Source organism: Micromonospora sp. KLBMP9576, from assembly GCF_050941805.1.
Taxonomy (GTDB): Bacteria; Actinomycetota; Actinomycetes; order Mycobacteriales; family Micromonosporaceae; genus Micromonospora.
In genome coordinates this window covers 1,947,966-1,961,411 of sequence record NZ_CP194567.1, presented here as the reverse complement: position 1 = coordinate 1,961,411, position 13,446 = coordinate 1,947,966, and the positions used below count along the sequence as shown (strand labels likewise).

The 13,446-nt window shown below is 74.0% G+C and carries 11 protein-coding genes; 6 read left to right on the top strand and 5 right to left on the bottom strand.

The window, feature by feature from the left end:
- Positions 1-98 precede the first annotated feature (98 nt).
- The gene (locus ACQ452_RS08815) at positions 99-677 is read right to left on the bottom strand and encodes a Clp protease N-terminal domain-containing protein (RefSeq protein ID WP_433392013.1); all 579 of its coding nucleotides are present in this window, start codon (positions 675-677) and stop codon (positions 99-101) included.
- Positions 677-913, bottom strand: coding sequence for an HTH domain-containing protein (locus ACQ452_RS08810; protein ID WP_089001290.1), 237 nt, complete (start codon positions 911-913; stop codon positions 677-679). Before ACQ452_RS08810 ends, ACQ452_RS08815 begins: the two co-directional genes overlap by 1 nt.
- An 82-nt stretch (positions 914-995) precedes the next feature.
- Between ACQ452_RS08810 and ACQ452_RS08805 the strand changes: the two genes are divergently transcribed.
- A complete protein-coding gene (locus ACQ452_RS08805; protein ID WP_433392009.1) occupies positions 996-1,796 on the top strand; it encodes a PP2C family protein-serine/threonine phosphatase in 801 nt (266 codons plus the stop codon).
- Positions 1,797-1,903: 107 nt separating this feature from the next.
- Here the strand turns inward: ACQ452_RS08805 and ACQ452_RS08800 are convergent, their stop codons facing one another.
- Positions 1,904-2,494, bottom strand: coding sequence for a hypothetical protein (locus ACQ452_RS08800; RefSeq protein WP_433392006.1), 591 nt, complete (start codon positions 2,492-2,494; stop codon positions 1,904-1,906).
- Between the two features lie 582 nt (positions 2,495-3,076).
- On the opposite strand from ACQ452_RS08800, the gene ACQ452_RS08795 reads away from it, so the two are divergent.
- The 3 genes from ACQ452_RS08795 (at position 3,077) to ACQ452_RS08785 (ending at position 7,386) form a co-directional block, all read left to right on the top strand.
- Positions 3,077-3,928: a universal stress protein gene (locus ACQ452_RS08795; RefSeq protein WP_433392003.1), complete on the top strand. Its 852-nt coding sequence runs from the start codon at positions 3,077-3,079 to the stop codon at positions 3,926-3,928.
- Between the two features lie 97 nt (positions 3,929-4,025).
- Positions 4,026-6,428 carry a phosphoketolase family protein gene (locus ACQ452_RS08790; RefSeq protein WP_433392000.1) on the top strand — a complete coding sequence of 801 codons (2,403 nt, stop codon included), beginning with the start codon at positions 4,026-4,028 and terminating at the stop codon, positions 6,426-6,428.
- An 85-nt stretch (positions 6,429-6,513) separates the two neighbouring features.
- Positions 6,514-7,386 carry a universal stress protein gene (locus tag ACQ452_RS08785; RefSeq protein WP_433391997.1) on the top strand — a complete coding sequence of 291 codons (873 nt, stop codon included), beginning with the start codon at positions 6,514-6,516 and terminating at the stop codon, positions 7,384-7,386.
- 46 nt (positions 7,387-7,432) lie between these two features.
- On the opposite strand, the gene ACQ452_RS08780 is transcribed toward ACQ452_RS08785, so the two are convergent.
- On the bottom strand, positions 7,433-9,775 hold the full coding sequence (locus tag ACQ452_RS08780) for a heavy metal translocating P-type ATPase (protein ID WP_433391995.1): 2,343 nt from the start codon (positions 9,773-9,775) through the stop codon (positions 7,433-7,435).
- Positions 9,776-9,965: 190 nt separating this feature from the next.
- Here ACQ452_RS08780 and ACQ452_RS08775 point away from each other — a divergent pair, with 190 nt between their 5' ends.
- Positions 9,966-10,976, top strand: coding sequence for an Acg family FMN-binding oxidoreductase (locus ACQ452_RS08775; RefSeq protein WP_433391992.1), 1,011 nt, complete (start codon positions 9,966-9,968; stop codon positions 10,974-10,976).
- A 98-nt stretch (positions 10,977-11,074) separates the two neighbouring features.
- On the top strand, positions 11,075-12,751 hold the full coding sequence (locus tag ACQ452_RS08770; protein ID WP_433394059.1) for a GAF domain-containing protein: 1,677 nt from the start codon (positions 11,075-11,077) through the stop codon (positions 12,749-12,751).
- A gap of 41 nt (positions 12,752-12,792) precedes the next feature.
- Here the strand turns inward: ACQ452_RS08770 and ACQ452_RS08765 are convergent, their stop codons facing one another.
- Positions 12,793-13,431, bottom strand: coding sequence for a response regulator (locus ACQ452_RS08765; RefSeq protein ID WP_433391989.1), 639 nt, complete (start codon positions 13,429-13,431; stop codon positions 12,793-12,795).
- Positions 13,432-13,446 lie beyond the last annotated feature (15 nt).

Below are 13,446 nucleotides of genomic sequence, written 5' to 3'. Positions count from 1 at the left end.
CCGCCTCCGCCCGCCCCCTGTTGATCATGAAGGCGATGTCGGCGACTGCCGCCGACTTCATGGTCAACGCGACGGGGCGGGCGGAGGAGGTGGCGGGGTCAGGCGGGGGTACGCAGGGCGGTTTCCACGCGGCGGCGCAGGTCACCCAGGTCGGCGCCGGCCTCGGTCAGCACCCTCGCGCCCAGGCCGTGGCCCTCGCGGAGCACGCCGAGCAGGAGGTGCTCGGTGCCGATGTGACGGTGACGAAGCCGCATCGCCTCCCGCAGCGCCAGCTCCAGCACCTTCTTCGCGCGGGGCGAGAAGGGGCCGCCCGCGTACCGTCGGCGACCCCAGCGGCGCCGCTGTGCGGGGGCGGCCTCGCGCAGCGCGTCCGGGCCGAAGGACTCCTCGATCCGGGTCACGATGGCGGCCAGGTCGATGCCGATCTCGCGCAGGGCGGCGGCGTCGGCGTCGGCGAGGCCGGTGGCTCCCCGGTCGGTGTGCCGGCGGATGCCGGCCCGTAGGTCGTCGGCGCGCAGGCCGGCCTCGGCGAGCACCCGCGCGGCCAGGCTGTCGCCGTCGGCGAGCAGGGCCAGCAGCAGGTGTTCCGTGCCGACCGGCCGTTGCCCCTCGGCCCTGGCCTCGTCCCGGGCGTCCCGCACGACCGTGCGGGCCCGGCTGGTGAACCGTTCGAACATCACGCCTCCCAGGAAGATCCGACCGCCGGACGCCCGGCGTGCTTCTTGTGGACCGCCTGCCGGCTGACCTCGAGCTCGTCGGCGATCTCCTGCCAGGACCAGCCCTGTCGACGGGCGTTGTCCACCTGGACCACCTCGAGCCGTTCGAGCAACCGGCGCAGCGCGCGCACGGCGCGCAGCCCGACCCGGGGGTCGGTGCTGCCGGCTGCCGCCGCGAGTTCCGTCGCCTGACTCATGTCGTCAACTTACGTTGACATGGGCGCGCTGTCAACCCGCATTGACATCCGCGGCGGCCCCGCCCGGTGCTACCGTCCGTCGATGCCGCACCTGCCCGATCGCCGCGCCGAGGCCACCGTGCCCGTCGAGCCACGCGGCCTCCCCCTCCCCGAGATCGCGCTGGAGGTCGCCAGCGGCACCGAGACCGGCCACCGCTACCCGGCCAACTTCGACGTGCTGCACGTCGACCCGACCCTGCCGTTCGTGGCGGTGGCCGACGGGATGGGCGCCGGCGAGGGCAGCCGCCGGGCCGGTACGACCGCGATGGGCGCCCTGGTCACCCAGGTCCGGGCCGCCTGGCCGGAGGTCGGCCCCCGACAGTTGCGCACCGCGGTGGCCACCCTCCAGGCGCGCGTACGCGCCGCCGGCGCCGAACTGGCGGAGCTGACCGGCTGCACCCTGACCGCGCTGGTCGTGGAGCCCGACGGCGGCCAGGGCTGGCTGGTCCAACTCGGCGACTCCCGCGCGTACCGGCTGCGCGACGGCCTGCTGGAGCTGATGACCGTCGACCACACCGCTGCCTGGCTGGGCCTGCTGAACGGCTGGTACCCGGCCGACTCCCCCGCCGCCACCCGCGCCCGGTACCAGCTCACCCGCTACGCCGGTCACCCGGGCGAACCGGAGGCCGACCTGCTCGCCGTGTCGCTACGCCCCGGCGACGTCTGGCTGCTCTGCACCGACGGGATCAGCGACCAGGTCGACTACCACCTGATGCGGGAACTCCTGGCGGCGCCGCGCCCCCATGAGGCGGTGCGGGACCTGCTCGACGGCAGCCTGGAAGCCGGCGGCGACGACAACGCCAGCGCCGTGGTCGTCCGGGTCCACGCCGCCGCGCCCCGCTGACCGGGCGCTGTCGAACACACGGACTGAAGGGTCCGCCGACACAGACGCCGCTGGCCGGCACCCCACCCGGGGTGCCGGCCAGCGGCGTTTGGCTCGACTGCTCGTGGTCAGCTGTTCCAGTGCTCGGCGACGAGGTCGGCGGCGAGCTGCTCCCACTGCGCGTAGTGATCCGGATACGCCGACACCTGCACCGTCTGCGCGGCCTCCGTCAGCGGCATGTCCCGCCACCCGTCAACCTGCTTCAGACCCTTCAGAAACGCCGTCGTCGCGTACTGCGCGTCAGTGATCTGCTCCACCGTGCCCCAACCCGACGACGGGCGCTGCTGGAACAGACCCTGCGAATCATGGTCGTTGCGGTCACCCAGGTGACCCAGGTTCTCCAACTTCGACTCCTGCAACGCCGTCGCGATCGACACCACCGCGGCCCGCTCATCCATACCGGCCCTCTTCGTCGCCGCGATGATCGACTTGGTGTTCGCGACCTGCTCGTCCGACAGGTCGATACGCGACTGCTCACCCTGCACACCATGCGGGACCAGCTTGCCCATGTCCGGCTTGTCGGCCCGCACCGCCACGGCCACCGCCCTGGTGTCCACACCCGCCGTGGCGGCGGTGTCGCTCATCGGACCGGCGGCCACACCACCGGCGAACGCCAGACCAGCCAGACCATGCACGCCGTTACGAATGATCGTGTTCATGAGATGTGCTCCATTCGGGGGTCGGCACCACACACACCCGAGGGGGATCGGGATCAACCGTGCGGATGCAAGCACCGTCAGGCGCTCAAATGAACCAAGGGGGGAATCTCTCCGACGCCTCGCCGAAGGAAGAATCAGCGACCAAACACCGCCGAACCCCGGAGGGGGGATCCGCACGTCAGCCGGACCATGTGTAACGACCCGCCACCCACCGTCATTCCCCGGGGGCCGGACCCGCCAGCCCACCGGCGCGGCTCCTGCGGTCGTACCCATGGTGTAACGACCCCCGGCCCGCCACGATTCCGCCCCCACGATGCCCCCGGTCACACCCCGAACCCCGACAGCCGCCACCGGTCGACGTCAGGTCACCCAGACCGGACCGAACAAACCTCGCAACCGGAGCATTTAGCGTGGGACGGACTATCGTCACCGAACCGCGAAAGACCCCAGGTCGGGTCATTCACCCCAGAATCGTGAAGCAGGACGCGGACGGCCCGAACGCCGGCGATCCCACCCCGCCGCCGTACGGGCGGTACTAGCCTCGACAGCAGGGCCCGCGCGACGCCTGCGGAGGTGATTCGGATGGCCGCAGCCAGCGGCGCGGCGGTGCTGGTCGGGCTCGCCACGGAACGCAACCTGCCGGTGGTCAGGCTGGCCGCGCGGGAGGCCGCCACGCATGGGCGTCCGCTGCTTCTGCTGCACGCGTTCAACTGGACGGCTGCGCTGCGGGCCCCGTCGATCGCGGGTCCGCGCGTGGAGGCGGAGGAGCTGATCGCCCGCGCCACCGAGGTAGCCGGTGAGGTCGAGCCGGCGTTGCCGGTCAGCGGCGAGATCGTCGAGGGCGCTCCCGTGGACACCCTGATCCGCCGGTCGGAGTCGGCGTTCCTGCTCGCCGTCGGCGACGGCGGCATGGCGAGCTGCGACGACTGCGCGCCGGCCGACGCGCCGGCGGTGCAGCTCGCCGCCCGGGCCGGTTGCCCCGTGCTGGTGGCCCGCCGGGAGCCGCCGCCGCAGGGTCCGGTGCTGGTGGGCGTGGACGGTTCCGACAGCTCGCGGGCCGCCCTGCGGTGGGCGTTCGAGTGCGCGGCCCGGCGGGAGGCGCGGCTGCTCGCGGTCCGCGTCGTGGACTCACCGGACGGTGACGACGACCCGGGTGCACTCGTCGAGATGGTGGCGCAGTCGTCGCGCCGGTTCCCGTCGGTCGCCACGGAGTGCCACACCATCCGCGGCGATCCCGGCACGGTCCTGGTGGAGCAGTCCCGTTCGGCGCAGCTGGCGCTGGTCGCCGCCCGGGGCGACGAGCCGTGGCGCGGCATGCTCGGCGCGGTGAGCCAGGCGCTGCTCTACCACTGCCCCGCGCCGCTGATCGTGGTGCGCGGGCTGGCCGGGTCGCCCGGGCACGACGCCCGTCCCGACCGGGACCAACGGCCCTGATCGACACCGGCGGCGACCGGGGAGACTGAGACCGGCCCGGACGTGATCCTCGCCCCGAGGATGCAGGATCGCCCTACCCGCGAGAGGCTCACGCAGTATGGACACTGCTCTCGACCTGCACGGCCCCCTGACCGACGACGAGCTGCGCCGCCTCGACGCGTACTGGCGGGCGGCGAACTATCTGACCGTCGGGCAGATCTACCTGCTGGACAATCCGCTGCTGCGCGAGCCGCTGACCGCCGAGCACGTCAAGCCGCGCCTGCTGGGGCACTGGGGCACGAGTCCCGGCCTGAACCTGCTCTACGCCCACCTCAACCGGGCCATCGTCGCCCGTGACCTGTCGGCCATGTTCATCACCGGCCCCGGGCACGGCGGTCCGGCGATCGTCGCCAACACCTGGCTGGAGGGCACCTGGAGCGAGGTGTACCACCACATCGACCGCGACGAGGCCGGCATGGCCCGGCTGTTCCGCCAGTTCTCCTTCCCCGGCGGCATCCCCAGCCATGTGGCGGCGGAGGTGCCGGGTTCGATCCACGAGGGCGGCGAGCTGGGGTACGCGCTCAGCCACGCCTACGGCGCGGCGTTCGACAACCCCGACCTGCTGGTGGCCTGCGTCATCGGTGACGGCGAGGCGGAGACGGGCCCGCTGGCCGGAAGCTGGCTCTCCAACGTCTTCCTCAACCCGGCGCGCGACGGCGCGGTGCTGCCCATCCTGCACCTCAACGGCTACAAGATCGCCAACCCGACGGTGCTGGACCGGATCAGCGAGGACGACCTGCTGGCCATGATGCGCGGCTTCGGCTACGAGCCGTACGTGGTCGCCGGCGACGATCCGGCCACGGTGCACCAGGCGCTCGCCGGCACGCTCGACCGGGCGCTGGACGAGATCGCCGCCATCCAGCGGCGGGCCCGCTCGGGCGGCCCCGTCGAGCGCCCCCGCTGGCCGATGATCGTCCTGCGTACGCCGAAGGGTTGGACCGGGCCGCGCGACGTCGACGGCAAGCGGGTGGAGGGCACCTACCGCGCGCACCAGGTGCCGCTGTCCGAGGTGCGTAAGAACCCGGAGCACCTGGCCGAGCTGGAGCGCTGGCTGCGCAGCTACCGCCCGGAGGAGCTCTTCGACGCCTCCGGCGCGCCGGTGGCGGAGCTGACCGCGCTGCCGCCGAAGGGCACCCGGCGGATGAGCGCCAACCCGGTCACCAACGGCGGGCTGGTGCTGCGTGACCTGGCCCTGCCTGACTTCCGCGACTACGCCGTCGACGTGCAGCAGCCCGGCGCGACCGTCGCGGGCGCGACCGGCGCCCTCGGCCCGTGGGTACGCGACGTGATCGCCGCCAATCCGCAGACGTTCCGCCTCTTCGGCCCGGACGAGGTCGCCTCGAACCGGCTCGGCGCGGCGTTCGAGGTCACCGACCGGGCCTGGATGGCCGCTACCGTTCCCGGCGACGAGCACCTCTCCCCCGACGGTCGGGTGATGGAGGTCCTCTCCGAGCACCTCTGCCAGGGCTGGCTGGAGGGCTACCTGCTGACCGGCCGGCACGGCATCTTCACCAGCTACGAGGCGTTCATCCACATCGTCGACTCGATGGTCAACCAGCACGCCAAGTGGCTGAAGGTGACCCGGGACATCCCGTGGCGGGCGCCGGTGCCGTCGCTGAACTACCTGCTCTCCAGCCACGTGTGGCGGCAGGACCACAACGGCTTCTCCCACCAGGATCCGGGCTTCATCGACCACGTGATGAACAAGAAGGCCGAGGTGGTGCGGATCTACCTGCCGCCGGACGCCAACACCCTGCTCTCCACGATGGACCACTGCCTGCGCAGCCGCGACTACATCAACGTGGTGGTGGCCGGCAAGCAGCCCGCCCCGAACTGGCTGTCGATGGACGAGGCGGTCCAACACTGCCGCCGTGGCCTCGGCATCTGGGACTGGGCCAGCACGGACGCCGGCAGCGAGCCGGACGTGGTGCTCGCCTGCGCCGGTGACGTGCCGACGCTGGAGACGCTGGCCGCCGCGGACCTGCTGCACCGGCACCTGCCGGAGCTGAAGGTGCGGGTCGTCAACGTGGTCGACCTGATGCGCCTGCAACCGCCGACTGAGCATCCGCACGGCCTGTCGGACAAGGAGTTCGACACGATCTTCACGCGGGACCGGCCGGTCATCTTCGCGTACCACGGCTATCCGTGGCTGATCCACCGGCTCACCTACCGCCGGACCAACCACCAGAACCTGCACGTACGCGGCTACAAGGAGGAGGGCACCACCACCACGCCGTTCGACATGGTGATGCTCAACGACCTGGACCGCTTCCACCTGGTCATCGACGTGATCGACCGGGTGCCGGGGCTCGCCGACCGGGCCGCGCACCTGCGCCAGGACATGGTCGACGCCCGCCAGTCCTGCCGGGACCACACCCGCCGCCACGGCGAGGACGACCCCCGGGTCGCGGAGTGGCGCTGGGTCCGCGAAACGGACCCGGAACTGCGGGGTGACCAGTGAGCCCGCGCGCCCCGCAGCCGCGAAACGAAAGGCCGGCACCCGTGAGTGCCCACGATCCCACAACCCCCGACGAGAGGTGGACCCGATGAGCGGCAACGAGATCCTGGTCGGCTACGACGGCTCCGCCGACGCCGCCGCCGCGCTCGAGTGGGCGCTGGAGGAGGCCACCCGCCGTGGCCGGCCGGTGCGGGTGGCGTACGTCTTCGAGTGGTTGACCGTGACGGGTTGGATCGGCCCCGGTATCGCCCCGGGCATCTGGCCGGACGAGACGGCCCGCCGGCAGGTCGAGGAACTGGTGGGCAAGGCGGCGGCGGACGCGGCCGCCGCGTACCCGCAGCTGACCGTCACCGGTGAGGTGTTCGACGGGCCGCCCGCGCTGGTGTTGCAGGAGCGCTCGGCGCAGGCCGACCTGCTGGTGCTGGGCACCCGGGGGCACGGCGGCTTCGGCGGCCTGCTCGTCGGCTCCACCGCGGTCACGGTGACGGCCCACGCGCACTGCCCGGTCGTGGTCGTGCGCGGCGAGGCCGCCGCCGGCGGGCGCACCGGTCACGTGACGGTCGGCGTGGACGGCTCCGAGTGTTCGCTGCTGGCGCTGGGTTTCGCGTTCGAGCAGGCCGCGGCCCGGCGGGTGCCGCTGCACGTGGTACGCGCCTGGCACGCGCCCACCGGCCAGCGCCCGCCCTCGGGCCCCGACGCGCGGGAGGCGACGGCCGCCGACCGGGCGGAGCTGGACGAGCCGCTGGCCCGCTGGGGCGCGACGTTCCCCGACGTGCCGGTCACCGTGGAGATGGCACAGGGCAACCCGGCGTCCCTGCTTGTCGACGCCAGCCGCAACGCGGCCCTGGTGGTGGTCGGCACCCGGGGCCGGGGCGGCTTGGCGGGGATGCTGCTCGGCTCGGTCAGCCAGCAGCTCATCCAGCACGCGCACTGCCCGGTGGCGGTCGTCCGCGAACGGTGAGGGCGTCAGGAAGGGCCCGTGCGATCGCACGGGCCCTTCCTGACACCTATCGGCCGCCGGTCGGGTCCGCTGGGCTGAGCGAGAAGTAGTCCTCCTCCTCCTGGGCGAGGTGCAGCCGCAGCACCGCCGCCAGGCCGTAGAGGGCGGCGAGCAGGTCGGTGAGCTGGTCTCGGCGCAGCGGGCCGCCGCCGGCCTGCGCCAGGTGCGCGCCGATGCGGTCCACCAGCCGCCGGATCTCCACGTGGGCGCGGCTCATGGTGGAGGTCGCCTCGGCGCTGCCCAGCGGATCGGCCAGCGCCGGGTAGAGCTGCCGTTCCTCGGCCTCCTCGTGCGGCAACACCTCCCCGGTCAGCCGGCGGTGCGTCTCGCGCAGCGCCGGCAGGCACCGCGGCGCGTCCGGCCGGGTGGCGACCAGGTCGGCGGTGTCGCGCAGGGCGGCGAGCACGTCGCGGATCCGGCCGTGTTCGTCGGCGTACCGGCCGAGCAGCTCCCGGGTACGCGGCGGCACCGCACGCCGGCGCAGCCCACCCCCGAGGGCACGCAGCGCGTTGAGGATCACCAGCACGTCGATGCCCTCCTGGAGGAACGCCCCGGCGACCGGGGGCAACCGGCCGACGGCGGCCGCCAGCATCGCCAGCACCGCGAGGCCCATCCCGACGGTGGCGCTCTGCACCGCGATCCGGCGGGCGTACCGGGCGATCTCCACGGCGTCGGCGAGGCGGTCCAGCCGGTCGACGGTGAGCACCGCGTCGGCGACGTCGGCGGAGGCGGTCGCCCCGGTGGCCCCCATGGCCACGCCGACGTGCGCCTCGGCGAGGGCGGGGGCGTCGTTCACCCCGTCGCCGACCATGACGGTGACCGCCCGGTGGGCCTCCGCACGTACGCGGGCCGCCTTCTCCCCCGGCGAGCACCGGGCCACCACGTCGTCCACGCCCACCGCCCGGGCCACCTGGGTGGCGACGTCGGGTCGGTCCCCGGTGACCATCACGATGCGTCGCAGCCCCGCTTCGCGCAGCCGGCGTACGGTGCGGCGGGCGTCGGGGCGCACCGGGTCCTCCAGCAGGATCGCGCCGAACGGGCCCCGCTCGCCGCTGACCCAGACCACCGACTGGCTCGCCAGCTCGGCCCGCGACCGGGTGCGCGCCGCCCAGTCGGGCAGGTCGCCGTCGAGCTGACCGACCCGCACCTGTCGCCCGTCGACGCTCCCGCGTACGCCCCGGCCCGGCTCCTCGGTCACCCCCGCCGGCTCGGACAGCGCGAGGCCCCGCCCGCGCGCCTGCGCCACCAGCGCGCGGCCCAGCACGTGCGACGAGAGCTGCTCGACCGACGCGGCGAGGCGCAGCACCTCGTCGCGGTCGCCGTCGGGGGCGGCCACGACCTCGGCGGCCCGGGGGCGGCCGGCGGTCAGCGTGCCGGTCTTGTCGACCAGCAGGGTGCGGGCCCGGCCCAGCAGTTCCAGCGAACCACCGTCGCGGACCAGCACCCCGCGCCGGGCCGTGCGGGACAGACCGGACACGATCGCGATCGGGGTGGCCAGCAGCAGCGGGCACGGGGTGGCGACCACCAGCACGGCCACCGCCCGCACGAACTCGCCGGACAGCAACCAGCCCAACCCCGCCAGGACCAGCGTGAACGGCACGAACGCGGCGGCGTACCGATCGGCGAGGCGGACCATCGGCGCCTGGCGGGCGGTCGCCTCCTCGGCGAGCCGCACGATCCCCGCGTACGTGCTGCCCGCCGCGTCGCGGGTCGCACGCATCGGAAAGCCGGCTCCGGCGTTGACCACGCCGCTGGCGACCTGCTCGCCGGCCGCGCGCCGCACCAGCCGGGACTCGCCGGTCACCACCGACTCGTCGAGCGTGACCGGTTCGTCGACCTGCCCGTCGACCGGCACCACGTCGCCGGGGCCGATCAGCAGCCGGTCCCCCGCCGCCACCCGGTCCGACGGCACCACCTCGATGGTGCCGTCGGCCGCGCGCCGCCGGGTGGTGCGGGGGGCGCGGGCGAGCAGCTCACGCAGGTCGCGGGTCGCCCGCCCCTGGGCGTACGCCTCCAGCGCCCGCCCGGTGGCCAGCATCACGGCGATCACCGCCCCGGCCAGGTACTCCCGCACGACCAGCGCGCCGAGCAGGGCCAGCACGGCGATGACGTCCACCCCGAACTGCCGGCGCCACAGCTGCCGCAGCACCGACCAGGCGGCGGGTGCCAGGGCGGCCACCGTCGCGGAGGCCCACACCAGATCGGCGGCGTCCCGGCGGCCGGTGAGTCGCAGCGCCGCCCCGGTGAGCACCAGCACCGTCACCCCGGCCAGCGGCGCCCACCGCAGCCGACGCGAGGGTTCCCGCCGTACCGGCTGCTCCGGCACGCACTCCTGCGGCGGCGTTCCCACCTACGGATCGTCCCAGCGCCCACCCTGGCGCGCAGGGCGTCCGGGCGAACCGGCGGGGGCGAGGTGCCCGGCCGCGCCGGGACCTGCGTACCGTGCGTCGGCACGGGGAATGGCGCAGGATGGAGCGGCATCCCCGCCCGGGGCACCACCGGGCTGGGGCACGATGGGGAGAAACGGAAAGGTCGTGACGATGAGCCACGAGACGCCGGCGACGCAGCGTCCGCTGAGCACCGCACTCGCGGAGGCCGCCGCGACGGCCGGGTACGCCCCGTCGGTGCACAACAGCCAGCCGTGGCGGTGGCGGGTGCTGCCCGACGCGTTGGAGCTGCGGGTGGTCCGCGATCCCCGGCTGGCGGCGACGGACCCGGAGGGCCGGCTCGTGGCGTACAGCTGCGGGGCTGCGCTGCACCACGCGCGGGTGGCGCTGACGGCGGAGGGCTGGACGGCCGTGGTGGAGCGGATGCCCGATCCGGGCGACGCCGACCTGCTGGCCCGGCTGACCGGGCTGACCCACACGGGGGGCGACCCGGATGCCATGCGCCTGGTGCAGTGCATGCAGGTGCGCCACACCGACCGTCGTCCGGTCAGCGAGGAGCCGGTGCCGACCGCCGCCCTCGGGGAGATCGCCTCGGCCGTCGCGGCCGAGGGCTGTCAGCTCCAGTTCCTCGACCGCGACAACCTGCTGGAGTTGGCGGCCGTCGCCAGCCACGCCGCGTCCGTCGAGGCGGAGGATCCGCAGCTACGCGAGGAGTTGGAGTACTGGACCAGCCGGGCCGACACCGGCACCGGCCTGCCGCCGGAGGTGCTGCCCGCGCAGGCCCCGCAGACCACCGTGCCGGCCCGCGACTTCGGCCGTCCCGGCACCCTGCCGGTGGGTCCCGGCCACGACCGGGCCGCCGTCTACGGGCTGCTCTACGGCGACGAGGACGAGCCGGACAGCTGGCTGCGCGCCGGCGAGGCCCTCTCGGCGGCCTGGCTGACCGCGACCCGGCTCGGGGTCTCCGTGGTGCCGCTGAGCGGGGTGGTGGAGGTGGCGGGCACCCGGCAGAAGCTGCGGGGGCTGCTGGCCGGCCTCGGCTACCCGTACCTGGTGATCCGGTTGGGGCTCGCGGACCCGGCGCACGCCGGCCCGCCGCACACCCCGCGCCTCGCCGCCGCGCAGGTGGTGGACACCTCGGCGGTACGCTCCGCCGACGCTTAGGGGCAGCTCGGCTCCCGGCCACCGGGGGATACCATCGCCCGGTGGCCGCCAGCACCTCGTCTCCCCGTCCCGAAGCACACGTGTCTCCTTCGCTGGGGTTGAGTCCGCTCTCCCGGGTGCGGCTCGACGAGTTGCTCAAGGAGATGCTGGACCGGGTCGGCGAGGTCGTGGCGAGCCGGGAGCGGCTGCGTGCCCTGCTCGACGCGGTGGTCGGCATCGGCAGCGACCTGGATCTGCGCAGCACCCTGCAACGGATCGTGGAGGCGGCCTGCGAGTTGGTCGGTGCCCGCTACGGCGCTCTCGGCGTGCTCGGCAACGACCGCCTGCTGCACGACTTCATCACCCACGGCATCGACCCTGAGCTGCACGCCCGCATCGGTGATCTGCCCCACGGCCGGGGCGTGCTCGGCCTGCTCATCGACGACCCGCGACCGCTGCGGATGCCCGACATCACCCAGCACCCCAGGTCCTACGGTTTCCCGGCGCACCACCCACCGATGCACAGCTTCCTCGGCGTGCCCGTGCGCATCCGCGACCAGGTGTTCGGCAACCTCTACCTGGCCGAGAAGCAGGGTGGCGCGGAGTTCACCGAGGACGACGAGGAGATCGTCGTCGCGCTCGCCGCGGCGGCCGGCGTGGCGATCGAGAACGCCCGCCTCTACGCGCTGGCCCACCGCCGGGAGCTCTGGCTCGCGGCCACCGCCGAGATCACCGGTGTGCTGCTGGGCGAGGTGCGCCGCACCGACGCCCTGGCCCTGGTGGCGCGGCGGGCCCGGGAGGTCGCCGAGGCGGAGGTCGCGCTGGTGCTGCTCTACGACCCCGACGCCGACACGTTCACCGTCGAGGTGGTCGACGGGGCCGACGAGCAGGCCGCGGCCCTCGTCGGCACGGCGCTGCCGGCTGCCGAGACGAGCTTCGCGACCGCCGTCGCCGAGGGCCGCCACGACCAGGTGGCGGACCTCGCGCACGCCGCGCCCTGGCCGGCGCTGCTGCGGACCGGCCCGGCGGTGGTCGCGCCGCTGAGCACCGCCGACACCCTGCACGGGGCGCTGGTGATCGCGCACCGGCCCGACCGGGTGCCCGTCGCCAGCGACGACGACACGGCCCTGCTAAGCAGCTTCGCCGGGCAGGCGGCGTTGGCCATGGAGCGGGCCCGGGGGCAGGAGGAGCGGGAGTTGCTGGTGGTCCTGGAGGACCGCGAGCGCATCGCCCGGGACCTGCACGACGTGGTCATCCAGCGGCTCTTCGCCACCGGTCTGCAGTTGCAGAGTGCCGCCCCGATGACGACGAAGCCGGAGGTCGCCCGCCGGATCAACGCGGCGGTCGACGACCTGGACGCCACGATCAAGGACATCCGCCGCACCATCTTCGAACTACGCACCCCGATGAGCGCGGCGCTGCGCACCGAGATCCGCGAGGCGATCGAGGTGGCCGCCGAGGCGCTCGGCCACCGGCCCCGTCTGGAGCTGACGGGCCCCGTCGACAGCGCCGTGCCCGACGCGGTCCGCCCCGACCTCACCGCCGTGCTGCGCGAGGCGCTCTCCAACGCCGTACGGCACGCGCGCGCCGGTCGGGTGGCGGTGGCGGTGCGGGTCGACGGAGGCCGGGTGAGCGTGACCGTCACCGACGACGGGGTGGGCTGCGACCCGGCCGCCGCCAAGGGCGGCCTGGTCAACCTGCGCGAGCGCGCCGAGCGCCACGGCGGGGAGTTCGAGGTACGCCGGGTCGACCCGCGCGGCACCGAGCTGCGCTGGTCCGTCCCGTTGCGCGACTGACCCGCCGCCCCGGAGCCGGTCGTCCGGTGTGCCGGTGACGGTCAGTGGGGCTTGCCGAGCAGCCGGGTGGCCAGGACGGCGGCCTGGGTGCGGCGTTCCAGGCCCAGCTTCGCCAGCACGCTGGAAACGTAGTTCTTCACCGTCTTCTCCGCCAGGAACATCTTTCCGGCGATCTCCCGGTTGGTGAGGCCCTCGGCCACGTACTCCAGGATCCGCCGCTCCTGGTCGGTGAGCGACTTCAGCTCGCGCGGCTGCTCGACGCCGCTGCGGATGCGCTCCAGCACCCGGGTGGTGATCGCCGGGTCGAGCAGCGACTGCCCGGCCGCCACCCGGCGGACCGCGTCGACCAGGTCGGTGCCGCGGATCTGCTTGAGCACGTAGCCGGCCGCACCCGCCATGATCGCCGCGAAGAGCGCCTCGTCGTCCTCGTAAGAGGTGAGGATCAGCCCCTTGATCGAGGAGTCCACGGCCCGGATGTCGCGGCACACGTCGATGCCGTTGCCGTCGGGCAGCCGCGCGTCGAGGATCGCCACGTCCGGGCGCAGGGCCGGGATGATCCGGGCCGCCTCCTGGGCGAGGCCGGACTCGCCGACCACCTCGATGTCACCGCTGCTCTGCAGCAGGTCGGCCAGGCCACGACGGACGACCTCGTGGTCGTCGAGCAGAAACACGCGGATCATCCCCCATTTGTACCC